The organism is Psychrobacillus sp. FSL K6-1464 (assembly GCF_038003145.1).
GTDB classification, from domain to species: domain Bacteria; phylum Bacillota; class Bacilli; order Bacillales_A; family Planococcaceae; genus Psychrobacillus; species Psychrobacillus psychrotolerans.
The window spans coordinates 396,307-418,755 of sequence record NZ_JBBOOP010000002.1 but is presented as its reverse complement, the minus strand read 5'-3'; the positions used below and the strand labels follow the sequence as shown (position 1 = coordinate 418,755).

Genomic DNA, 22,449 nt, shown 5'->3' with positions numbered 1-22,449 from the left:
GTTCGCTACCATGAATTCTGAACTACTTCTGCTTTTGGGACATTATACACACAAGTATTCCAAATGATGCTATCTCATTGATTGAATGTCGACGAACAAAACATGAAGGATTCACTCCCGAGGGAGTGAATTTACTTTGTTTAGTTCCGAACAGCATCCAGTCTTGCTTGGAGATTCGTTTTGGCTGACCCGTCTGGTAATTCATCGATTGCTACCTGAGCTTTCGTGTAGTAAGTAGCCCGTTGGTATTTCTCCGCAAGTTGAACTGTTTTTTCTGCTGCATCAATCTGTTTTTTTATTTCCAATTCTTCTTGTGTGTTAGAGAAGAATGTCGACAGCTTTTCTATCAGTTTTCCATGTGTCTCAGCATAAGCACTAAGAGCTTCTATACTTTTGCTTGCCTTGGTCAAATTCGTTGCAGTTTGTCGTTCTTTAGCTAGTTCAATCATTTTAATTGCCTCTTGGAACTTCGCTTTTGTTTCGATATCAGCAATTGCCTCTACTTCTACTTTTAAGTCATATGCGAACTGCATTGCTTCTGACACTTTAATAGCACTTAGACGCTCTAATAATGCAACTTTTGAATCCTCGTCTTTTAATGCCTCTACTAGAATACGAGCTTCTGCAATCATGCCAACATCACCTGCAGATTCTGCTTTTGTCACTGCATCTACTGCCAACTTAAGCTTGCCTGCATCTATTTTTTCTAATTCGGCATTTAATAATAGTTCTAGTCTCGCAGACAACGCTGTCTTGATATCGCTCGGAGGAACTTTCTCCAGTGCTTCTTGAGCCCGTGCAAAATATGGATCACGTTTGTATCGTTCTGCATTAACTACTTGTGATTCTGCATTTTTAATTGCTGCTTGAATCTCTTTTTCAGTCATGTTTTTATAAATCTCATCTAGTTCTTTCTGTAATTCATCTTTTTGTTCTCCTTCACGTAACTTTTCCACTTCTGAAGAAGCACTCAAGTAAGGCTCACGCTCAAAACTGCCTGCCCAATCGATATTTTTACCGACTATCTCAAGGAAAAGTTTATAATCTCTTTCGGCAATCCACTCGAAGATCGCTTCCATACGCTTCAGATATACTTCCTTCTCTTTACATTCAGGAAGTTCATTAATCTTCACTAAAGCTGTGGTAATATGCGGATCTCGTTTCAGCATTTCTGCCACTTTCAAGTAGGTTTCAATAGATTTTACATCTGGGCAAGACTCCCCAGGTACTTGTTCTTTGTTACGCACAATTTTATGATGCAAATAAGGCAACGTAGAGCCTTCATCTATCTTCCATAGTCCACTGTCAAAATCAAAACCAACGGCTTCATATGGAGCTTTTGTTAAGCTAGTTTCTAAGCTTAGCTTCTTCGTCTCACTATTTGTAAAGCTAGCAGGCATTATTTGGTCCCATGTTTGTACATTTTCCATGTTTGCTATCGCTTCGCTATAATTTCCATCCCGATCTAGAAGTTTACCTATAAATAATTGTTCTACATTTTCAACTTTATCGAGCAGTACGAGTGAGTTCTTAACAATTCCTTCTTCACCGATTACTCCAACCAACCCTCCCGATTTCCCAGAGGATATTAATTCTCCTGCTGAGTAGCTGTATTCTAATGTAGCATCGAGTAATCCAACGACCCCTCCAACACTAGATTCTCCTTTAACTTTTCCATAATTGTGTACATTGCTTATCGTACTTGTACTTTTACCAACAATCCCACCTACTTCGTCCAGTCCCTCTATATCTGCGAATGTGGAAGCATAGGAAACTGGTGCAACTGTAAATCCGGCTATTCCACCCGCCTGTGAATATCCAGCTTCTTTACCAGCAGGACCATTCACCTTAATAGTAGATCCTTCTAAAACGTAAAGGTCTTGAATAGGACCAGTGTTAAAACCAACGATTCCTCCAACAGAACCCGCTGCAACTATATTTGATTTAACTTCGACATTTTCAATATTTCCGTGGCTCCACCCAGCAATTCCTCCAGAACCAGGAGTAGATTCTTCCTCAGTGGAGTTTGCCTCTATTGACACTTCAAAATCTTGTACATCTTTTATTTCTGAAGTATTAAATCCTGCTACTCCGCCTACTCGTACATCTCTATTGTTACCTATTAATCCAATAGACTTAAGAGTATAGTTCCCACTTATTTCGGAAATTTTGCTATAGTTTTCTGCAGTAATGCCGCCCACATATTCGCCACCTACAATTGTTGCGTTTAAATTAACATTTCTAATGGGTGCAAATGATTGATAAGTCACTCCCCCTGCATTTTTCCCTTCTGCATGCACAGTTCCAGTAACATTCGAAATTTCTCCTTCAAAAATGAAATGGGATACGCCCGATGCATTATTCGTGCCAATCACTTTTACATCTAGTTCTACATCTGAAACTACTGACTCTAAATGTGAAATAACTCCAGATGCAATATCATTAGAAATAATCTCGCCCTTTACCTTAATATTCTTTAATTCCGCCGTTTCATCATAAGTAGAACCAATCAATCCAGAAGCCCTTGTATCGGCCTCTACTTTCCCATCAAATGCCACATCTTGATACGTTCCTTCGCCATGTACGGCATAAATGATGCCAGTAGCATTATTTTTCGAAGTTACGTTACCTTTTACCTTTAAGTTTTGAGCATTGACTGTATTATAAATTTGTCCTATTAAACCAGAGGCAACATCATCAGAGCTTACATTTCCTTCAAAAGATAGGTCTTGAATTATCCCTTTATTATGCACTGCGTGAATAAGTCCAGAAGCTTCTGTTTTTCCTTGCACATCTCCTGTCATAGATACATTCTTAATATTTATCCAATCCTCGCTACTTCCATGGACCGAACCAATTACTCCCGCTGCTCTTTCTTCACTCTTGACCAAACCTTTCATGTGAATATCTTCTACATTTAGGTTTTCATAAGAAGCATGCAAAACACCCGAGGACTCAACAGTACCTATTACTTCACCTTCTACAATCACATCTTTCATTTCCACATTAGGTGAATGGAAAACAAATCCAGAAGTGTAACGCCCCTCAATTTTCCCCTTTATTCGGATTTCCTCTGCATATATATCATCTACATGACCATAGAATCCACCGCTTGCATAATTTGAAGCAGTCACGTTTCCTTCAAAAGACATCCGTTCCATCTTGACAAATGAACCTTGGTCACCATTTTGAGTGGCAAAACCTGCAGCTTCACCCTCCACTGAATCTATATTAGCTACAACACGTACATCCGACATTTCCAATTGTGCGTCAGTAATACTAGTTACACCAGACACGTATGCATCTGTCCCGCTAATTTCTCCTGAAACAACAACATTTTGTATATCCACTTTGTTTAATTGGTCAGTATCTTCTATAGACCCACCAATAAGAGCTGCTACGCCACCGTATTGAAAGTTGAGTTCTTCATCATTTTTGGTGTAGTTACCGCTTACATTCACATCGACAAATTCAATATTTTTAATTTCAATTTGTCCTTTTGAATGAACCATTGAAATAAAACCTACATACTTCTCATTACTATTAATAGTCATCCCTTTGACTACGTGACCTCCTCCATCGATAGAGCCTCCAAACTCTTCTATAGGTGTCCAGTTTTTACCGTTCAGTTCAATATCTTTAGTTAATTTGTAGTGCGTATTACCGCTCTTATCCAATTGAATCTTTTCTAACTGCTCCCTATTGGCTATTTGGTATGGGTTTTCATAACTCCCATCCCCACCATCAAACAAACCTGTCCCGTCAAAACGATTGCTATCATCCCATGTAATATTTACAGAGTTTGCTGATGGTGAGTTTTCGCTTGATTGACTTGTTAAGCTCTTTTCTGATAGCTCACTAGCCAAAGCAATTGGTTGACTAAATGGTTGTAGTATTAAAAAAGTTAAAGCGGTTACTGATAAAACATTTCTAGGTATGCGTAAGAAATTCTGTTTCAATTTCATTTTTATTCATCTCTCCCTTATCTTTGATACAACATGATATGCTACTCTTTATACAAAATTCAGTATTTAGTTTCTAACCCTGCCGAACAATAAAAAGCCCTCCTAAGGAGAGCTTTGTCGTTTAGTTCATAACTGCATCTAATCTGGTTTGCAACTCTAATTTTGCTTTGTTATCAGGCAATCCGTCGATGGCAGATTGTGCTTTAGTAACGTATGTTGCACGTTTATATTTCTCTGCTAATTGAACTGTTTTTTCCGCGGCCTCTACTAGCTTTTGCAATTCAAGCTCTTTCTGCATACTAGTAAAGAATGTCTTAAGCTTGTCGATTGTTTCACTTTGGTTCCCTGAGTATACTCTTAGTTCTTCAATACTCGCAGAAGCTTTTGTCATGTAAGCGGCAGTTTGACGTTCTTTAGCTTGTTCAATGGCTTTGAAAGCATCTTGGAACTTCACTTTTGTTTCAGAATCCATAATTGCATCGATTTCCACTTTTAAGTCGTGAGCTAGTTGCATCGCTTCCGTTACTTCGATTGCGTCTAAGCGTTCCACTAGTGCTTGCTTCTCTTCGCTCTCTTTGAGGCTGTTCACTAGTGAACGAGCAGCTTCAATAGTAACTAGGTTACTAGAGGATTCTGCTTTGGTCACAGCATCAGTTGCTGTCTTTGCTTTCTCGACTTCTATTTTGTCTTTTTCTGCAATCAGTAGAATGTCTAGTCTTCCTTGCATAGATGTTTTGATCTCGCTTGGTGGTACTTTATCTAATGCTTCCTGTGCTCGCGTGAAATAAGGATCTCGTTTATAGCGTTCAGCGTTCACGACTTGCGATTCGGCCGCCTTGACAGCTGCCTTTATCTCTTTTTCTGTCATGTTTTTGTAGATATTATCCAATTCATTTTTCAAATCGTCTTTCTCTTCACCGTCGCGTAACTTTTCTACCTCAGCAGAAGCACTCAAGTAAGGTTCACGCTCAAAACTACCTGCCCAATCTATATTTTTACCGACAATTTCTAAGAATAGTTGGTAATCTCGCTCCGCAATCCATTCGAAAGTTGCTTCCATACGCTTCAGGTACTCTTCTTTTTCCTTACATTCTGGAAGTGCATTGATTTTCTCTAATGCATTGGTGATATGCGGATCACGTTTAAGCATTTCCGCAACTTTCAGGTAAGTCTCAATAGATTGCACTTGAGGACACGCTCCTCCTGGACTTGTATCTCCTGGTTCTGTGTTGTCTGGTCCAGGAATATATGGAGTTGAATAGAACCCGAAATACGGTAGTGTCTTTCCTTCTACAATTGTCCAAGGACCTTTCTCAAATTCAAAAGTTGCCGCTTTATATGTTGCGGCTTGAAAAGCTTTTGCTTTACCAATTAGCGTACTTTTTGATTGATCTACTACTGGATTTGGTTTTGTGTTGTTCCAATGATAAAGATTGTCACCGTCAGGATTTTGTTCATTTGTCGGCTCTTGAGAAGCTAAAATATTTAGAGCTGTTATTTCAGCCATCCCGTTTGCATCCATGTACGCCACAGCAAATGTATGACCAACAGGTACTTCAATGGAGTTTGTTACTTTTCCTTCCATAATCTGCTCATTGAAATCTGAACCTTTCGCGATTAGCATAAATGTTTGTAATATTCCATCCACTCCTTCTGGATAAACTAAGTCAATCATTACGGTGTTCGTTTCAGGATTTACCTTTGAAACGATTAATTTGATTGGTCCATTCATATTCGGCATATCGAATTCTCCGTTTGAATCGCCGTCCTCATTGTTTCCAGATGCATATTCACCAACAAACAACTTTCCATTTTCTCCTATAGAATCGAGAAGAGAGAAACTATTCGAGACTGGAAATTCTCCTTTTCCGTTCCATAACCCTATTAAACCACCCGGATTCGGGCTGTCTACAGCTCCAGCAGCATACGATCTGTTTATCGAGCCACCTTTAAATTCACCAACTAATCCACCTGTGTTTTCCGCTCCGGTAACAGCAGTGTCTGCATAGACATCTTTCAGATGCCCATGGAAAAGACCTGCAAATCCACCGACATTTATATCGCCACTTACCTTTCCTTTGGCAAAGCTTTCTGTAATTACCGTGTTCTCTGAGCCTGAACCAATCAAACCACCAATATTCATGGAAGGTTGGAGTTTTCCACCGCTCGCTTTACTCTCTTCACTCACTCTACTCACAGATAGTATAGAGATATCTCCACTTTCTTTAGGAGCTCCCATAATTCCGTTAACGTCGGCACTAGAGGCTAATTGTTCTAGCGTTCCTCCTTCAGAACTTCCGATCACTCCTCCAACCGAAGTGTTCCCAGTAACTGTGGAACCCGGTAAAACAACAACATTTCGAACCGTCCCCATGTTTTCACCGATCGCACCACCAGTAGGATTAGTCGTTGTTTGCTTCACTTGAGTCTTCACTTTCATATTTTCAGCCAAAACTTGCGGTGGAGCAGAAGAAACTCGGCCTACCGTGTAATCATCAGATGAACCACCGTCGCCATTAAAGTTAATCCCAACTATTCCTCCTATTGTGCCTCCTCCTTCGACGGAGTAACTACCCGATATATTTCTTACCACATGTTCGTTAAGTGAAACTAATCCACCAACATGTTCTTGACCCACAACAACAGAAGTAACATCTATGTCTTCAATAGTAGTTTTATGCAAATCTACACCGTATTCATGTACCCAATCGTAATCCCTTAGTGATAGAAGATTTTCGCCCACTATCCCTCCGGCCATACCGCTGCCTGCACCTGGACTTTGAAGATTCTTATAGTTGCCTTTGACGTTGTGTAGGTATCCGTAGTTTTCACCAATAATACCACCCGAGATATTACTCCAGTCATTATTAACGCTTACTTCCATCGTTATGTTTTCTACTGGCGAGATGTATAATTCCCCACCCATTTTTCTATCCATATCATCAGTAACAAATAGACCGTTGGCATAGCGTCCGTTTTCTCCTATTAGTCCCCCTAGAACCATTCCATCTTCAATAGTTGCTGCTCCAGTTATGTTCCGAACCCAACCTTCGTTAACTCCTGCTAGACCACCGACAATTCTTCCGCCATTTAACTTGACGTCCAATTCAACATCAGATATGAATGTATCGCCAGTCAACGAACCAGCTACACCACCAACTGTGTCATTCTCGGAGTTTATTTCTCCTGTAATTTTCAAGTTTTTAAAAATCACACTTGGATTTCCCTCCACATATTCATAAGACCCATCTTGATTTTCAACACTCTGCATAAACACAGGATTTTTATCGCTTTTCTTTCCTTCAATACTTAGTGCAGAATTACCTTCTGCTTCTCCTATTAGTAAGCCAGCCGAATCTCCGTACGAGTAGCCTGTATCAACTTTAGCTTCCAATAATTGAAGGTTTTTCACTTGTAAAGTTCCGTCTTTCGGCATTTCCTCAAAGAAGCCTGTGTTTAATGACGTGGAACAAAAGTTTGATTCTTCATGGATTTTAATTGTCATGTTGCGAATAGCATGATTGCCACCATCTATATGCCCGCTGAATAAAATCGGTTTCCAATCCACTCCCGCGAGATCAATGTCATTTTTCAACAAAAAGTATTTCCCGTGTATCGATTTATCTTCTAATTGTTCTAAATGCTCCCGAGTTTCTAGCAAGTAGGGATTCTCCTGCGTCCCCGTTCCTCCTGCTCCGCCCAGGAAAGCAATTTTTTCATCTTGACTGTCTTCATTCACTTCCAACTTATCTTCTCCATACCCGACTAGAATGATATCTACATCACCATTCGTTTCAACCATTGCTGGAATGCTCGGGCTGTAGCATCCGTTTCCTGCATCCGAGTTTCCGATTACGGTGAAGTTATTATTATTCGATGGAACAATTGCTTTGTAGTCTTTGTGACCAGAACGTTCCGTAAGTTCTGTCCACTGTTCTAGACCAGCCTCATCAAATTTAGCAACAATCCCCGTATCGCTCTCATTGCTGTTTGGATTTTCCATTCTTCCTGCAACAATGTATCCTCCAGCTGCATCTATATGCACAGCATTAAAATAAGAACGATTGGGAATCTTTGTAGAAATAGATTGCCACATTTCTTCCCCTGAAGCATCTAATTTAAAAATGCTTCCCGCTCCAGCATTGTAACCCGCTAGGATGAATTCGCCATTCGGAGAAACAGCAACATCTTCATACGACGTTCCTTTAGAAGAAAGCTTATGCCATACTGTGTTTCCGTCCTCATCCAACTTCACCAAAAGTCCATATTCGACTCCTCCTGAAAAGGCTCTTCCTGCCGCTACAAAACTACCATCTCCTACAGGTTCTATGGAACGTAAGGCAATGTTATTGTATCCGCTATATTCCCACTCGTTATCGCTTATTTTATTTCCATCTTTATCTAACTTTATAATAAGTCCAGTGTCATATGGGCTTTCTCCTACTGCCAGTACTCCGCCTTCTGACGTTGATGCTACAGAAAACAAATTACCTCTTATGTTCATGGATGAATTCTTCCAAACGTTTGCACCAGATGCATTCAGCTTTTGAACAAATATTCTATTTCCTTGTGTGTAACTTTCAATGTGTCCTGCAACAATGATAGATCCATCTGCTGACTCGGCAACAGAGCTATTCACAAACCCTTTGTCCATTGTAAAGTCCCAAATCACATTCCAGTCTTCATCGAATTTATATAAATCCCCTCTTGCTAACTCTAAAGTGTTTGTACTTGAATGAGTGTTACCCACAATCAAGTATTTCCCATCTTTTGTTTTGATAGCATTTTCGACTGTCTCTTCATGAATCCCTCCAATATGCTTCACAAAAGAGATACCTCTTTCTTCTGTGGTGGATGAATTAGCCATCATCATTTGTATGGCTTGACTTCCGCCCGTAAGATTTGTTGTCTCTAGTTCTTCTGCAAAAGATACATTTACAACAGGGAACAGAGTACTAGAAGCAATAACACATGCCAGTAACGTTTTAACTATTCGTTTCTTACTCTTAGATTCATTTTTAAACATTTTAAAACCTCCCATTTTTCTGTTTATTACCATAATATGCAAGCGGTACTTATTGACTACTTCCTCAGCGTAGTAGGTCTTCTTATGATTGAATGTGATGAATACACATGCTGAAAGCTGTTAGGTCATCTCTGGGATTAATGATTAGGGGTTAGCTTTTTCCTTTTTATAAATAAAAAAGCCCTCCTTAAGAGAGAGCTTCCTACCTGTTCTGCTAATACCATACGATTTCCCCGCGTGTTAATTCAGCTGTTTTTTGGTGATCTTTTTCCACCACGTCAACCACAATTCCTGGAAACAATTCATTTTGATAATACGTCTACCCTTTAATGGATGGCTGTATCATCTGTCATTTCCCCCTCTATAATTTGCAAAGCTAATTCCACTACTTTAGGAATATCTCTAGCTACTTCCATCTCTATTTGTTGTTCATTTATTCCATCTATTGGATATTTGAGCGTTAGCTGCCATTCGGTTCGTACCTTACTTCCCACTTTTGCCATTTCAAATCGTCTCATCTTTTTAAAAGCAAGCGGGAACCACTCATCAATTAACTTAGCCCACTTCAATTTATCAGCATCATTCCAATGGAAGAACTCGATTGGCGTTTCTCCGTGCTTGAACAAGATACAAAAATTCCATTCCCAAAATCCATTTCGGTTCTTAGGTTTCTCTAAATGAAAAACGACACCGTTTATTTCAATCGCATTTTCATATCTATCTAATACTTCTTGTCTATTCACGTAAACTTCACCCCTTGATTTGTTCTACGGTGAAAGTCCTTCGTTTATTCCATCTCTTGGGTACGACGATTTGTAAGGAATGATGAAATACCCTATGCATATATTAGAGTCAACTGAACAGAATTAGACGTGGTCCGGGAGAACACGATAAAAACCGCCTCGCTTCACCAGCGGGTGCAACATCCGTCAGACGGGGTGTTTTTTCCCAGAAAACATCAGTCGCCGCAAAAGCGATTCCGATTGATGACCTGTCCTGTGGGCTTACGCCTAGGGAGGCTCGTAAATGTCAGTGGTGCTGACGACTCAGTAATAGCAGACCTGGGTGAGTTGGTCCTTTATTGGACCTGAATACGTGCGATAGTAATATCGGTGGAGTAGTGACGGCGGATACCTGCATAGCGTTAACTTGAATTCCATCCTTTACCAAGAGATTTTCTGTTCTTCTTTTGGTAAGGGAGGGAAGACATTCTGTGCGTTTCCTGTGTCAGTTCGTGCAAAAAAATTATTACAAAACATATAAAACAAAAAATACATAATTAGCATCGCTGAATAATAACGGTTCCTTAAAGGATTCTTTAGATAGAAATTTATTACATAGATATTTCAACTTTCCTTATTACTCGTAAGGGGGTTTGCACGTCATGGTCGAAGCTTCTTTTATACTTATATGAACGATGCATCAAAAACACTTCGATATTCAGTAATACTTACAAAGCTCTTTACATACAATGGAGTGTAAACAATAAAAAGGAGCGGCTTGAATGACCGCATATTATAAAAAGGGGTTTTATATATGTATAAAGGGAATGATTTGGATGTTTACCTAGATTGTCAAACAGTAAGTGAGTACTTGATTAAAGAAGAACTGGATGCAGAGGATATTGCAGAGGGTCTTGTACCTGAAGAAATGTGGTTAAAGATTGGCTATTCACATCATGCTGTAAAACGCATGAACAATGATTACGGCAGGCAGACGGAACAAACAGAGGTAGAAGACATCATTTTAGCGAAGTCACATTATCTATTCTCGGCTCGCGACGGTGAAGAGTTTAGTTTTGTAAACGAACAACACACGATTGTTATACCAGTCGTTGTCCGTTTTATAGGTGGCAATATTTTCTTGTTTATTCCCACTGTCATTCGTAAAGTCATTGTAGTTAATGGTAAAGAAGTGGAAAGAAAATCATACGCAAGAAAAGGAAGCAAAGTCCTCTAAGGACTCGCTTCCTTTTTCTATTATGCCGTCGCTTTTTTACTACCAACTATTTGTTCCATAATATCATCTGGGTTTGGGCTAAGGGCCATTGTCGTCATTACGTTTGCTTCTTTTGCTAGTCTTCTAGTTTGCCATGCAACTTCATTAAGACATTTAGACATTACGATGACAACAACACTCGCTTTTTCTATCTCTTCAAGAGAAGGAGCAGCAATTTCACCATTTACTATCTGCATGTCGATACCTGAGTGTAATAGTCGTTTACGGTAAGCCCTCTCATAAGAAGGATCTCCTACCACTAGCACATACTCTATAGTACCAGCTGTGTCGGTTTCCTGTGTATAAGGAGGGATAATTGCGTTCTCCGTTAATGTTTTCCACGTAACACGAGCACCACTTGTATTATTCCTATAGTAAGCCATATCAACATTGTCTCCACTATTAATACCCAGTGCAGTTGCATCTGTGTCTTGTATATAAAGCATAACGGGTAATCCGTCTACCTTAATCAATTCCCCTGTTGTGTATTTCGATACATATAACCTTCCTACTGCCTCTTCTACTAAAGCATTTCGTACCTCTATACGGTCCGGAGCCTGATTTCCTACCTTCTCAGCTATGGAATAATAATAACCTGCTCCAAAGCTTTTCTTTTCGGCGTAAAGCAAATCTCCATGTTCAATTCCGAGATTTCTGATCGCTGTTTCTGGAACAAAGGCATCGATTTCTTCTATATACCCTCCCTTTAATTTGCGATCTATTCGATACTTCGGCAATTGAGTAGCCGTTGGTTTAATTACAGGATTCACTACTTCTTTTATCTCTGGAGTTATGGTTAAAAGTACTTCCTTTTTGTTGGATCTATCAAGATCACCCTCTAATTTTAATTCATTTAGCAGCGAAAATGATGACAATAACGAACTATAAACGCTTAGTAGCTCTTTTTTCTCTTGATAATTACCGATTTTAACAGATTCTACAACTTCTTTATAATCCGTTAGAACTTGTTCAAACATTTCTGGATACATTTCATTTACCCCCTTCTACTTATTGAACACATCACAAATTGTTCAAGCATATATATCTATATCTGTAATTTCTCCAAATTACCTTTATTTGCTACTTTGCAAATTATAATTGACTGTTTGGTTCAGTAAAAAAAATACCTTCGTGTATATCGAAGGTAAAGCGTCCTAAAGAACACGACCCACATGTATAATGTGTATGCCAACTTCTGTTCGTAAAATCGTTATCGCCTCGTCACCATTCACTAGCGTTGCCTCTTCCCCAGCTGATACGCTCTTTAGTGCTTCAACTTGGCTAACAATGACACCTTTAATGCGATCTTCTTCCGATTCTCCCAGTATTCTTTCGAATGTAAATTCCATTATTAACCCTCCTCAACATTAACTATAGTATACACTTTAAAGAAAGTGTTGTCAATAGTTTTGAAATTATTTCAGACTGCATATGATAAATTGTATCACATTCAACAGGAGATGCCTGGCATCAACTAAAAAGGAGATGTTTTTATGACAACAGAGACACAAAAAAACTTACACACCGCTGCCCTTCACTATCGAAGATTACTGGAGCAGTTCTATGATTGCCAACCAGACGATCAAGATTTCTTAGAATCAGAAGAATCAGAAGAAGTTGTAGCCTCTATGGAAGAGATTTCTACATTTGTTCCGCTAACACTAGAAGAACATGAGAAAGTAATCGAAATATTAATCTCATTTAACGGGGAATGGCTTCCAGAATCACCCCAACATGAGCATGATGAATACCTCGAGGCTATTCGTGCAGCAAAAGAATGGCTAAGACATTAATAAATAGGCTCATTGAACATAATACTCAAGGATAGCTCTAAGCTGACATATTAAACAATCATCCCTAATGATTGAGACCAGGAAACTGGTCTTTTTTTATTCAACAATACTCGACCGATAAAATGTTATAGTAGATTATGTTCTGCATATAGTGGAAAGAGTATAAAAGAAAGTGCATTCGAATGAATCTTCGAATTATATTAAAAGGATGGGAAAATAAATGAAAACCGTATATAAATCAATTCACGAAAACACCAACGTAGAAGCAATCGTTCAAGATTACAGCATGAATGAAATCCAAGTTTTTTCTGTTATCTATCGAAATGAAGGAGTTTCTCTAAAGGGAGGACTTGGAACTTCTGCTCAAAAATTTAAGCTCATGCAAGAAGGCTATGAAGATTATAAAGGAGAGTTAGCATATGTATATCTATATGATGAGTTAACTTCCATTTAAAAAGATGGAATAAAGATCAGGAAACTGGTCTTTTTTTTTGTTCGACGACGCTCCTACTCCAAAACGTTATGTAAGATGTAATTCTGCATATAGTGAAGGGAGTTTATAAAAAAAAAGGAGTGAATTCAAATGAATCCACAAACATTATTAAAGGACTTAAAAAAAGAGTGGCAATATGATAGACAACTTCCATTACGTCATATAAAAAATATGCAAAGTAATGCGTTAAAAGTTCAACCCAAATTAGCTCCATTACCTAAAGTTACTAACACAGTACACGCAAATATTTCTAGCGATAATAATGAAAAAGTGATTTCGATGCCAATAAAACAAACATCGAAAGAAAACTCTGTAGAGAGAGAAGCTACAGCAACGGTACGTCGTATCCAAGGACTATTGAACAGTCTTGGCGAAGAAGTGATGAAGTTTCGTGACCATATTGTGGAACATAAGGGCAAACACTCCTCATATGATTCTCAATTATCCGACCTTATGCACATTATCGAAAACGTTGACTTGATAGATGAGGATGCCTTATCCGTAATGGGAGAATTTAAGGAAATTCGAAGACAACGTCGAGAGGTGAAAGATTTCCAAGCATTAACACTTAAATGTTCAAATGAAATATTTATGCTAGCAGAAAATGCTCGAACTGTTTCGTCCCTTATAGATAGAACGTTGACAGAAGGTTATCGGGCCTATCAGTTTAGAACAGAAGATATTTCCAATTTGTTTGAGGAGATCAATGGAGCTAGTTACAAATCATTAGTTCCAATGTTTCCACCAGATATTCGATCTTCCGCAGAGATTCCTAAACCCTTATCTGCAACGGAATTAACGGAATCAACAGTTTTGCAGGAATGTAAAATTGACCGAATAGGCGGGAATTGGTTAGTTACAGTTAATTCAGAAGATGTATACAGAGATCCAAAAATGAAGCCACTGGTGAATCACCTGGTAATGAATTCTTACGACAACTACAATATCAGTGGAGTGAACCGTGATCACGTAATCAACCATTTGACACAGAGAATTCAGGCACGAAACGAAGAGGATGACCCCATTCGTGAATCTATGATGTCCTTATTAAAAAAACTTTCAGTCAAATAAAAACCAGCCCTTTAAGGGGCTGGTTTTTTGTTTCGGTTAGCATTATCATGATTACTTGAAAATCAATTAATCAGAGCCTCCCCCTCCACTAGATCCTGAGTCGCTAGAACTACTTGAACTACTAGAGCTACTATCCGAATAAGAATCACTGCTATATGTTGAGTTAAAACTATTACTCTTCGAACTAATATCACTATCATAAGATGTGTAACTATCTAATTTAACGTTTGGCTCCTCAGCTCGAACACTACTTTCAGATGCATCAATATGCTTCTCCTGTTCTTCTTCCGCGTTTGCCGTATTTAAGAATAATGACTGTTGCATCCAACTTGTGGAATCTCCGGCCCCTTTAGGTGGCATCGCCTTAGTATGGCTAGTAGGAACATTTACTCCTCTTTCTTTATTGACTCCTATCTCTGTTTCTCTCTTAAGATTTTGCTGTATCCGAGTTGCTCTATTTGTATCATTTTTTTCCTTTTCCTTATTTCTGCGTTTTGACCATATTAGAGTACCTACACATCCTATCACGAATATAACAATTAAAAACATGCCCATTTCATTTCCCCCTTTTGGTTTACTTCACTGTCTGCTTCCTGCTATCTGGTCTTACTAGGTCTGCTTTTATTCAAGAAAAATCGTTTTGGATTCATCTCTCTCTTAAGTTCGTTACAGTCACTTTTTTTCTAGTATTCACCAATACAAATGAGGCCAACATTAACGACCTTAGCTTTTTCTGTAGCTTCTAATCGATTCAATGCTTCGTTCATAGCCGAAATATTGTCGTTAGAGTCCGCCTTTTGCGTTTGAGAATTGCCATTTGCGAATGTTATCTCAACTTCGTATTTCTTCATTGCTTACCCACCTTTCAACTTTCTTTTTACTAATTTAGTATTTCATGCCTCATACAAAATCTTCGTACCTTCATGTCCACAGTTGTTTTATCCTGATACTCTACCTCTATTTCTCCATCCCCATTAAAATCGGGGTGCTCAAATACTTCCTTGACTACACATGTTTGACCATAGGCAGGATAGTTTTCATCTGTACACTTCCAAATGGAACCTACTGCAATTTTCATTAACATCATCTCCCTTTTAAAAATCTGAGACATCATTCCGGTTCGGCGTGCTCATTATCCAAATTCTCCTGGTGTATAACTCTGTTCACTGTTCATCACATTCACCTCTTACGTGCAGTAGAGCTGCACCTATTTAATCTATACGCTTTATTCTATGCTGTTCACTTCTGAACTATAAGAAAAGACGCCTCTATGGACGTCCAATTTGATTTAATAAGCCAACCGTCAAAAACTAATTAACATTTTTCTTTTTTTTAACGGAAAATCGCAATGTTGATAGGTCATACCCTCTATCTTCTAATTCTTTGAGCAGATTTTTAAATGTATCTGACCCAACTAAATCAAAGGCAAGTAATGCCCGTGTAGCTCCAGTTGGTGCTGTACACATCCAATCCCTTTCAGCTTTAGACCAATGCACACCTGCTGTTATTTGGGCATCGAAGCCTTTTGCCATTCCCTTACCTCCTAATTTACAGTTTTAACTGCACAGCCAATTTCTTATTTACTATTGATGCATGTTCCGGGCACACATCGCAATCAGACCACAAGTGTATAGCACAACTTTTGCAAAGCTTTCGATCACATGTTGTTACTAACTCTTTAAAATCTATACTAGTAGTAATGCCTGAACCAATACCGAAATCGCATAATTGCGTATACCGATTTACTCGACAAGCTTGACATGCATTCTCGTCTGCTAAAGATACAATCGTGCAATCAACAAATACGCCCAAACTTTCTTGCATAGCCAGCTCGTCAATTATTATTTTCTCAATCAAATACCATTCTCCACCGGCTATACCACAACCTATATCATCAGGAATATAAAGCGGTAAATTCTTCTGACTACTAAAAACAATTAACTTCGAAAAGGCATCCCTGAATGATTTGTAATCCGTATATCTTTTATCTGTACCATAATAATCTTGTCCGAATAAATTAACTACATATAATTCCGATTCAACGCCAATACATTGAATTTTTCCGAGCAATTTAGAGATATCCCCTTTTGCTTGAACACATACAGCATTGTATTTCTCATAAACCATGGGATACTTTTCTCTAATCTTTTTGCCTAATTCTGTCTCTATAACACCTTGACAATTTACTTGATGTACCAAAATACCCCTCTCGACTTCCATTAAATTCCCTATCACCATTTTCAACATTTACTCATCCTCCTAATCTGCAGGTAAACTGCTCCTTTTTAATTGCTCCTTTCTAATCTATGCAGTTTACTTCTGAACGATAAGAAAATACGCTTCTATTGACGTCCATACATTATTTAACACACCCATATATATCGGTCATTTGCTTGCCGCTCCATTCTCTGTCAACAACTTGATATTTTCCGCCTATACTCTCGCACTCGTTTTTGGTTTCTTCAATGGATAGATTAATTAATACAGAGAAACCAATAAGTAATACGAAGAGGATTACTATTGATATCCCCATAATAACTAAGTGTTCATCCATAGGTTTTTTATTCTTTTGGTTAAATTCTTTTAATTCTCTTTTCTTCTTTTGTTGATATTCATAACCATCTATCATATTGCTCCCTCCCCAGTTCTTATGAAGTATTAGAAGTTATTATTTTTTAATAAATTAAGTGTTTGTGCTTGCCCATCTTCATTTCTATCCTTTAACTCTGACTCTGTTTTTGAATTTGAAAATAGAAGTTCCGTAGATATTTTTGCTAAAGGAAAGCTCGTAAGAATAAGAAAAGTTTTGATTAGGGCATTATGCAATATTGCTGATTCCGATATAATTAGTGGAAGAAAATGAATGATGGTAATATACAGCATAAAAGTTTGGCTAATTGGATAAGCAATTCCATAAACGACATTTTTCAACACAACCTTCATGAATGCCGGCCTGTAAAATCCAAGAAAAGCGACGATTGGCAATAAACCTAAAGTTATTTTGAGTGACAAAATGGATAGTAATTCAGATAATGCAATTAGCATTGCGAAAGCAGCTGAAAATAAATAAAGAATATACAAGGAAAGGTTCGTTTCCTCTGTAGTGAAATCGTTTTTTAATATCTGCACAAGTGAAGCAGAGTCAAATAATGAATCGAACGAGTCCGCGACCATGGCTAGAATTTGATTCTGAAAGACACCGAACATACATAGAATTAGTATGCTTATCAATAGGTTTTGATTTTTCGTAAAATAATCCTTAATGCTTAGTTCTTTTCTAGCTAAAGAAATTACCTTTACCGATATTAATAACAAAAAGGGAATAACCATCATAGCATTTATTTCATCACCCACATTGAGCTTCATTAAACTATCAATAATAGAAAACAAATGCTGAGCTGATTGAAAAAACCAATCTGATAATGATTCTGTTAATTTAAACAACAATCCTGAAAACATATCAGCTTCTCTCATTTACAACCTCCCTCTTCTCAATAACGGCAATGCTATTAATATCATCAATATCATTTAAAGCATCCCCTCTATAAAAATTGATTTTTGCTCTGATAAAAAAGGAACAACTGCTATCGCAATTGTTCTCTAACTCTCTCTAGTACTTTTCCTAAAAGGTTTTGACCTCTCCACTTAGATGGATTTTCTATATCTGGGTGAGTTATCGCAAGTTTTATTCCCCATATCTTGTCATAAGGAGATGCTTCTACCAGTGTTTTCTGGCCAGTTCGTAGTAGTTGTTCCCGAATACTTCCTGTTCGGAACTTATCTAGAAGGACGGATTCGTATATAGCTTCTCTGTTTTGTTCCCATGCACTTTGCTCAAATGGTATTTCTTCACTTCGTCCAAGTTCTTTCGCACGTTCTGGTGTTTTAGCCTGGAGAATTCGTTTAGCAATTTCTTCAGCACCAAAAAACTTTGCTTTACGGTACATAACGGCTTGCTCTGAGCTAATAAAGGTATGTCCGTCATGTGTAAATCTTACTGGATAAAAGTTAGAAAAAACGTCTTTCCCCGTAAAGAAAAAGACAAATTTGTCAGTGACTTTCATGTTGTTTTCCCCCTGTTATTTCTCTCTAGTTTTCAAAATTCTTCGATGGTTAACGGTTCACTGTCCCAAGTGACAAACGAATAAACTCCGATGGATAGAATGACCCTATTTCTCACTTCCTCCACGTTCATCAGATACGAGTGTTCGCACCAAGTGTCGTGGCCTACTATATGGCTTTTTTCTCTGTGCGGTTTGTTTTTAAAGACTTCGATCAGTGCAAATTATGTGAATGCAAAGTCAACAAATCACCTTTAAGTTCTGCTAAACGTTTCTCTAATTGGAAAATATTCGCAGCTAGCAAATGACAATGTTCCAATGTCAGTTCAATAGATTTTATTTCCTGTGTTAAGTACTCAACAGCGTACTGAAAGGCCTTTCGCTGATCTTGTATTGGGATCATTTTCATCTCCTCCTTCTTAATATCCTCGAAACTTCTTGAAGCAGTTCAAAAAGAACATAGTTCTGGTGCCATTATGTTCATTCCGGTTCGGGGTAAACAATGCCATATTTTTTTGCCTTCTCCTCTATTTCTTTACGCTCAACCTCTCGTTCTAGGTATTCATAACGAAGAATTTCAGCTTCTTTTTTTTCTTTCCGTTCTCTTTCTTCTTTCATGTACTGTTCTACTTTCTTTAGCTCTTCCTTAATTTTTACAGAGCATTTTTCACAGTAATCTTTAGTGAGGAAAGGTGCATCCCTCAAACCCAAAATATCAGTTCTTATCAAATAAACGATCCTGTTTTTTTCTTCACACATACAACACACTGATTTGAAATAATATTTGAAGGGTTTCTTTATAATTATTGTTTGGGTCGGAACTATATCCATTTCTTTTCTGAGTGCGAGTTCCATTTTCTCACTTCTTTTTAATGCGTTAACAATTTGCAGCAAAGTATACCCCTCTCCTTTCATCGAAACCCAATCTAATCCTCCTTTTAGTACAAAGAGCTTCTACTGGTCTCTAATCGATAGTCTAACTGCTCAAAGAAAGATGCCAACTCACCTACAATTTCTAGCAGTTCAATTCGCTCCGCATATCTTTTGACCATAAAATCAACCTTTTTTTCATAATACTCTTTGTCTTCTTCTAAGAAGGTTAATTCACGATTGACTGATTTCTGAGCGAAATGGCGAATTTTCTCCCTTTTCGTTAAAATTGTCCAAATATCTTTCAAACTCTTGATTTCGCCAGCAGGGCGATCTATTAATCGTTGGAATTTAACTACCTTATCTTCTGCAAGAATATTCTTTTCTTGATAATGCAGACTTTCTTTCTCTACCTGAATTAATAGTTCATTCCATAGAACAATCTTATCTCGAATACCAAACATTTTATCCATTGGACGAAATTGAACCATTTCCTCTTCATTTATATAGATAGCAAATAAAGACGGGTAACTACTTCGATTTCTTGGTTTTATTTGGATTGTGTATATATCTTTCCAATGTCGCATAAACGGTTGCCTTAAAAGTTCTTCATGCAACAATGAACTAAGCAAGTCTTGAAATTCATGGGGAGACAAACCTTCCTCTTCGTTCGTTGCCGAGTTCATGATATTTAGAAAAGGATGTTTTCTATGAGAAATTACTTCTCCATATTTTCTAAATAAATAAACCCCATCATCTGGGAACTGTTCAAATAACACTCGGACCGCTTCTAATTCGGCTGTTTTGATGTTTAGAAATCCAGATATTCTGGTTCCAACTGAATTCATTTTCTTCTCACTCCTTTTATTAAAAAATCAATGTAATTGTTGTAATTCATAAGGCAAATTCTTATCTTTATATAAACAACTCACTACTGTAATGTTTTACGAAATACTCAGTGATAATTAACCGTTATTAGGTGTTTGGTCATTACTACTTTATTTCTCATAACCCATATTTCACTTTTTAGCGTGTTGTTCCCTATTTTTTCATGTAAACTGCATACCAACTCTAAGATTACGCCCAATTCTCTTAATGCTTCTTTTTGTGATAAAGTAGGTTTCATTACTCCATTTGCTTTCATTTGGAGATCACTTAACATCCCATCTATAACATCTTTTAGTATTTTAGATTTAATATTCATTAATCTCAACCCCCTATATGGACAGTACTTCTAAGCATAATTTCAATGCTCTGTCGTGCAGCATCTAGCTCTTCCTCTTATCTCTGTATCTCAACTAATTTATCATTCACGAATACCAGTCCTATTTTTTCAGTTATCGTAACTTCCTTGTTACGCCATAATATCTTCTCTTTTGCAGTGTTTTGAAAAATTATATTTATCTTGTTTCTTTGGTTGCCAGATACTTCTTCTGCACCAATAATTTGCTGTGATTTATAAAAATCCAGATTTTCAATTTCATCTAACGTCGTCCCTAATTCTATTTCCTTCACTTCTTGGTTTAGTTCGTTCGCTATTTTAAGAGCCAAATCTAATTTTCCAACTTCTCCGTAGCCCTCTCCAAGAAGAACTATTAGTAAAAATCCTAAAATTAAATACATTAAATTATCCATGTGTATTTACCCCCTAAAACTTCATGTCTTGTATAACTTATTATAGCTTTATTTTATACTACAGTCAACAATATTATTAATTCGTATACAAAAGGAGCCTTTTGATAAAGGCTCCTTAGAAATATTTTTAAAGGTTCTTTAGATGGTGTAGAACCATAAGGATGAAATAAGAGTTGGTTTTTGAACTGTTTCTTTAACTCTTCTTTCTCTAAGTCAACGGAGTGACAAACTGCAATCAACTTAATATTTTTCTTGTCTATTAATGTCATTAGCTTCTTCTAATTGATGAACTGCTACTTACCAGTTCCAACAGGTGAAAATTGAGAACAGTTTGATTACTGTCCGAATCTAATTTATCCGAAATAGAAGTGAACTTACCTGTGAAATCTAAATGTTTGATAGAATCACTAAGTTTAAACTCCTGACCACCAAGATGCTTTACCAGTTTCGTATACTCGTCGAGTCTATCGTATATAACAACAGTAGATGGAACCATTGTACTTAGAAGATTTATTAGAGCTACAGTTTTGCCCAACCTTACATGACCCGTGATTACGCCTTTTCGTATTTTATGAACTAATTTTACTATTTTCCATTTTTACGATACTCCAATTTCATTTCTTGCTGACTTTACTTTGACTGGCGATATCCTTTTTCGTTAGTTTTTATGTTTATCCTGAATTAATCGAAAATAAGTTTTCCGCCCCTCTTTCTTTCTTTCGCACCAACTCGCATTCCAAGACGCTTTTAATGTCGTTCCTATAGAAGCCCTCGGATTTTTATAGTGAGTCTCCACATTTACAACAATATCATCTACTGTTACCCAGTCTTTTCTTTGCAAGTAATCCTTGATTTTTTCGATTGTTACTGAGTATTCCGTTGGACCTTCACCTGACTTTACACCACCAATTGTTTCCTTGTGGTGAGAGCGAATCTGAGAGCGGATTCCTTTCCCTCCTTTTCTTCGATGTCTTCTTCCCCAGAACTGGATCTTTGCTCCTCGCACACCTACTAAGATCAAACCAATCCCCTCTTGTTTTAATAAGGACACTGCCATCGAGTTGATCGATGCTTTTGGCTTTGGTATGGCAACGAACACATAGTCTGCTAGTCCAGCAGCTCTTCTTGCTTGCTCAATAACCTTAAAGCTCATTTGTTTTTTCATTTCTACTATAATATTCACATTTTCAAGTAGTCCAACTACATCATAAACTCCGACTTCCGCATACACATGTGCACAGCCAAGTTTTTGATGCAGTAAATCCTTAACTGGTTGAAACATATCCGACTCTTTCACAGTCCACACCCCAATTCAATAAATTATTTGTTCGACACACTATTAAGCATAGAACTAGTCATCGTGCATAGTATATTACATGGAAACACCCTTCCGAAAGGTGGTCTTCAAGCAGGGTAACAGCTGGTTGTAGATTAAAGGAGCAAACCTGTACCCGCCGTGCAGGTTTTTTTGTATTCTTTTATCATCGTGTTACCTTCTGAACAGAAAGGACCTGCGACTTCGACGTTTTCATCGAAT

Annotated in this window: 25 protein-coding genes; 4 read left to right on the top strand and 21 right to left on the bottom strand. The window is 37.7% G+C overall.

What is annotated here, in order from left to right:
- Positions 1 to 140: 140 nt before the first annotated feature.
- From MKX39_RS22185 to MKX39_RS22175, 3 genes are all read right to left on the bottom strand, one after another.
- A complete protein-coding gene (locus MKX39_RS22185; RefSeq protein WP_340772026.1) occupies positions 141 to 3,965 on the bottom strand; it encodes a hypothetical protein in 3,825 nt (1,274 codons plus the stop codon).
- A gap of 121 nt (positions 3,966 to 4,086) precedes the next feature.
- A complete protein-coding gene (locus MKX39_RS22180; RefSeq protein WP_340772025.1) occupies positions 4,087 to 8,991 on the bottom strand; it encodes a hypothetical protein in 4,905 nt (1,634 codons plus the stop codon).
- A 326-nt stretch (positions 8,992 to 9,317) separates the two neighbouring features.
- The gene (locus tag MKX39_RS22175) at positions 9,318 to 9,734 is read right to left on the bottom strand and encodes a hypothetical protein (protein ID WP_340765600.1); all 417 of its coding nucleotides are present in this window, start codon (positions 9,732 to 9,734) and stop codon (positions 9,318 to 9,320) included.
- A gap of 793 nt (positions 9,735 to 10,527) precedes the next feature.
- Between MKX39_RS22175 and MKX39_RS22170 the strand changes: the two genes are divergently transcribed.
- Positions 10,528 to 10,950 (top strand): hypothetical protein, encoded by a 423-nt coding sequence (locus MKX39_RS22170; protein WP_340765599.1) that lies wholly within the window; start codon positions 10,528 to 10,530, stop codon positions 10,948 to 10,950.
- A gap of 20 nt (positions 10,951 to 10,970) precedes the next feature.
- Here the strand turns inward: MKX39_RS22170 and MKX39_RS22165 are convergent, their stop codons facing one another.
- A complete protein-coding gene (locus MKX39_RS22165) occupies positions 10,971 to 11,978 on the bottom strand; it encodes a hypothetical protein (RefSeq protein WP_340772024.1) in 1,008 nt (335 codons plus the stop codon).
- Between the two features lie 165 nt (positions 11,979 to 12,143).
- A complete protein-coding gene (locus MKX39_RS22160; RefSeq protein ID WP_340765595.1) occupies positions 12,144 to 12,338 on the bottom strand; it encodes a hypothetical protein in 195 nt (64 codons plus the stop codon).
- Positions 12,339 to 12,482: 144 nt separating this feature from the next.
- Here MKX39_RS22160 and MKX39_RS22155 point away from each other — a divergent pair, with 144 nt between their 5' ends.
- From MKX39_RS22155 to MKX39_RS22145, 3 genes are all read left to right on the top strand, one after another.
- Entirely contained in the window at positions 12,483 to 12,782 is a 300-nt protein-coding gene (locus MKX39_RS22155) for a hypothetical protein (RefSeq protein WP_340765593.1), read from the top strand.
- Positions 12,783 to 13,002: 220 nt separating this feature from the next.
- Positions 13,003 to 13,236, top strand: coding sequence for a hypothetical protein (locus MKX39_RS22150; RefSeq protein WP_340765591.1), 234 nt, complete (start codon positions 13,003 to 13,005; stop codon positions 13,234 to 13,236).
- Between the two features lie 129 nt (positions 13,237 to 13,365).
- On the top strand, positions 13,366 to 14,346 hold the full coding sequence (locus tag MKX39_RS22145) for a hypothetical protein (RefSeq protein ID WP_340765589.1): 981 nt from the start codon (positions 13,366 to 13,368) through the stop codon (positions 14,344 to 14,346).
- Positions 14,347 to 14,412: 66 nt separating this feature from the next.
- On the opposite strand, the gene MKX39_RS22140 is transcribed toward MKX39_RS22145, so the two are convergent.
- From MKX39_RS22140 to MKX39_RS22065, 16 genes are all read right to left on the bottom strand, one after another.
- Complete coding sequence (locus MKX39_RS22140; RefSeq protein WP_340765588.1) at positions 14,413 to 14,901, bottom strand: hypothetical protein; 489 nt, start codon at positions 14,899 to 14,901, stop codon at positions 14,413 to 14,415.
- Between the two features lie 128 nt (positions 14,902 to 15,029).
- The gene (locus tag MKX39_RS22135; RefSeq protein ID WP_340765586.1) at positions 15,030 to 15,197 is read right to left on the bottom strand and encodes a hypothetical protein; all 168 of its coding nucleotides are present in this window, start codon (positions 15,195 to 15,197) and stop codon (positions 15,030 to 15,032) included.
- A gap of 29 nt (positions 15,198 to 15,226) precedes the next feature.
- On the bottom strand, positions 15,227 to 15,424 hold the full coding sequence (locus tag MKX39_RS22130) for a hypothetical protein (protein WP_340765584.1): 198 nt from the start codon (positions 15,422 to 15,424) through the stop codon (positions 15,227 to 15,229).
- 232 nt (positions 15,425 to 15,656) lie between these two features.
- A complete protein-coding gene (locus tag MKX39_RS22125; protein WP_340765582.1) occupies positions 15,657 to 15,878 on the bottom strand; it encodes a hypothetical protein in 222 nt (73 codons plus the stop codon).
- Between the two features lie 16 nt (positions 15,879 to 15,894).
- Positions 15,895 to 16,593, bottom strand: a complete 699-nt coding sequence (locus MKX39_RS22120) for a hypothetical protein (RefSeq protein WP_340772022.1) — start codon at positions 16,591 to 16,593, stop codon at positions 15,895 to 15,897.
- Between the two features lie 112 nt (positions 16,594 to 16,705).
- Positions 16,706 to 16,975, bottom strand: a complete 270-nt coding sequence (locus tag MKX39_RS22115; protein ID WP_340765576.1) for a hypothetical protein — start codon at positions 16,973 to 16,975, stop codon at positions 16,706 to 16,708.
- Positions 16,976 to 17,004: 29 nt separating this feature from the next.
- On the bottom strand, positions 17,005 to 17,820 hold the full coding sequence (locus MKX39_RS22110) for a hypothetical protein (protein WP_340772019.1): 816 nt from the start codon (positions 17,818 to 17,820) through the stop codon (positions 17,005 to 17,007).
- Positions 17,821 to 17,930: 110 nt separating this feature from the next.
- On the bottom strand, positions 17,931 to 18,410 hold the full coding sequence (locus tag MKX39_RS22105) for an NADAR family protein (protein WP_340765573.1): 480 nt from the start codon (positions 18,408 to 18,410) through the stop codon (positions 17,931 to 17,933).
- 211 nt (positions 18,411 to 18,621) lie between these two features.
- On the bottom strand, positions 18,622 to 18,810 hold the full coding sequence (locus tag MKX39_RS22100) for a hypothetical protein (RefSeq protein WP_340772017.1): 189 nt from the start codon (positions 18,808 to 18,810) through the stop codon (positions 18,622 to 18,624).
- A gap of 77 nt (positions 18,811 to 18,887) precedes the next feature.
- Complete coding sequence (locus MKX39_RS22095) at positions 18,888 to 19,301, bottom strand: hypothetical protein (RefSeq protein WP_340772016.1); 414 nt, start codon at positions 19,299 to 19,301, stop codon at positions 18,888 to 18,890.
- Positions 19,302 to 19,345: 44 nt separating this feature from the next.
- Complete coding sequence (locus MKX39_RS22090; protein ID WP_340765567.1) at positions 19,346 to 20,125, bottom strand: hypothetical protein; 780 nt, start codon at positions 20,123 to 20,125, stop codon at positions 19,346 to 19,348.
- A 107-nt stretch (positions 20,126 to 20,232) separates the two neighbouring features.
- Positions 20,233 to 20,481, bottom strand: a complete 249-nt coding sequence (locus MKX39_RS22085) for a hypothetical protein (RefSeq protein ID WP_340772014.1) — start codon at positions 20,479 to 20,481, stop codon at positions 20,233 to 20,235.
- 77 nt (positions 20,482 to 20,558) lie between these two features.
- Positions 20,559 to 20,912, bottom strand: coding sequence for a hypothetical protein (locus tag MKX39_RS22080; RefSeq protein WP_340772012.1), 354 nt, complete (start codon positions 20,910 to 20,912; stop codon positions 20,559 to 20,561).
- Between the two features lie 53 nt (positions 20,913 to 20,965).
- Complete coding sequence (locus tag MKX39_RS22075) at positions 20,966 to 21,181, bottom strand: hypothetical protein (protein ID WP_340765560.1); 216 nt, start codon at positions 21,179 to 21,181, stop codon at positions 20,966 to 20,968.
- On the bottom strand, positions 21,181 to 21,447 hold the full coding sequence (locus tag MKX39_RS22070) for a hypothetical protein (RefSeq protein ID WP_340765558.1): 267 nt from the start codon (positions 21,445 to 21,447) through the stop codon (positions 21,181 to 21,183). The genes MKX39_RS22075 and MKX39_RS22070 overlap by 1 nt, the downstream gene beginning before the upstream one ends.
- 123 nt (positions 21,448 to 21,570) lie before the next feature.
- Positions 21,571 to 22,209: a hypothetical protein gene (locus MKX39_RS22065; RefSeq protein WP_340765557.1), complete on the bottom strand. Its 639-nt coding sequence runs from the start codon at positions 22,207 to 22,209 to the stop codon at positions 21,571 to 21,573.
- Between the last annotated feature and the right edge of the window lie 240 nt (positions 22,210 to 22,449).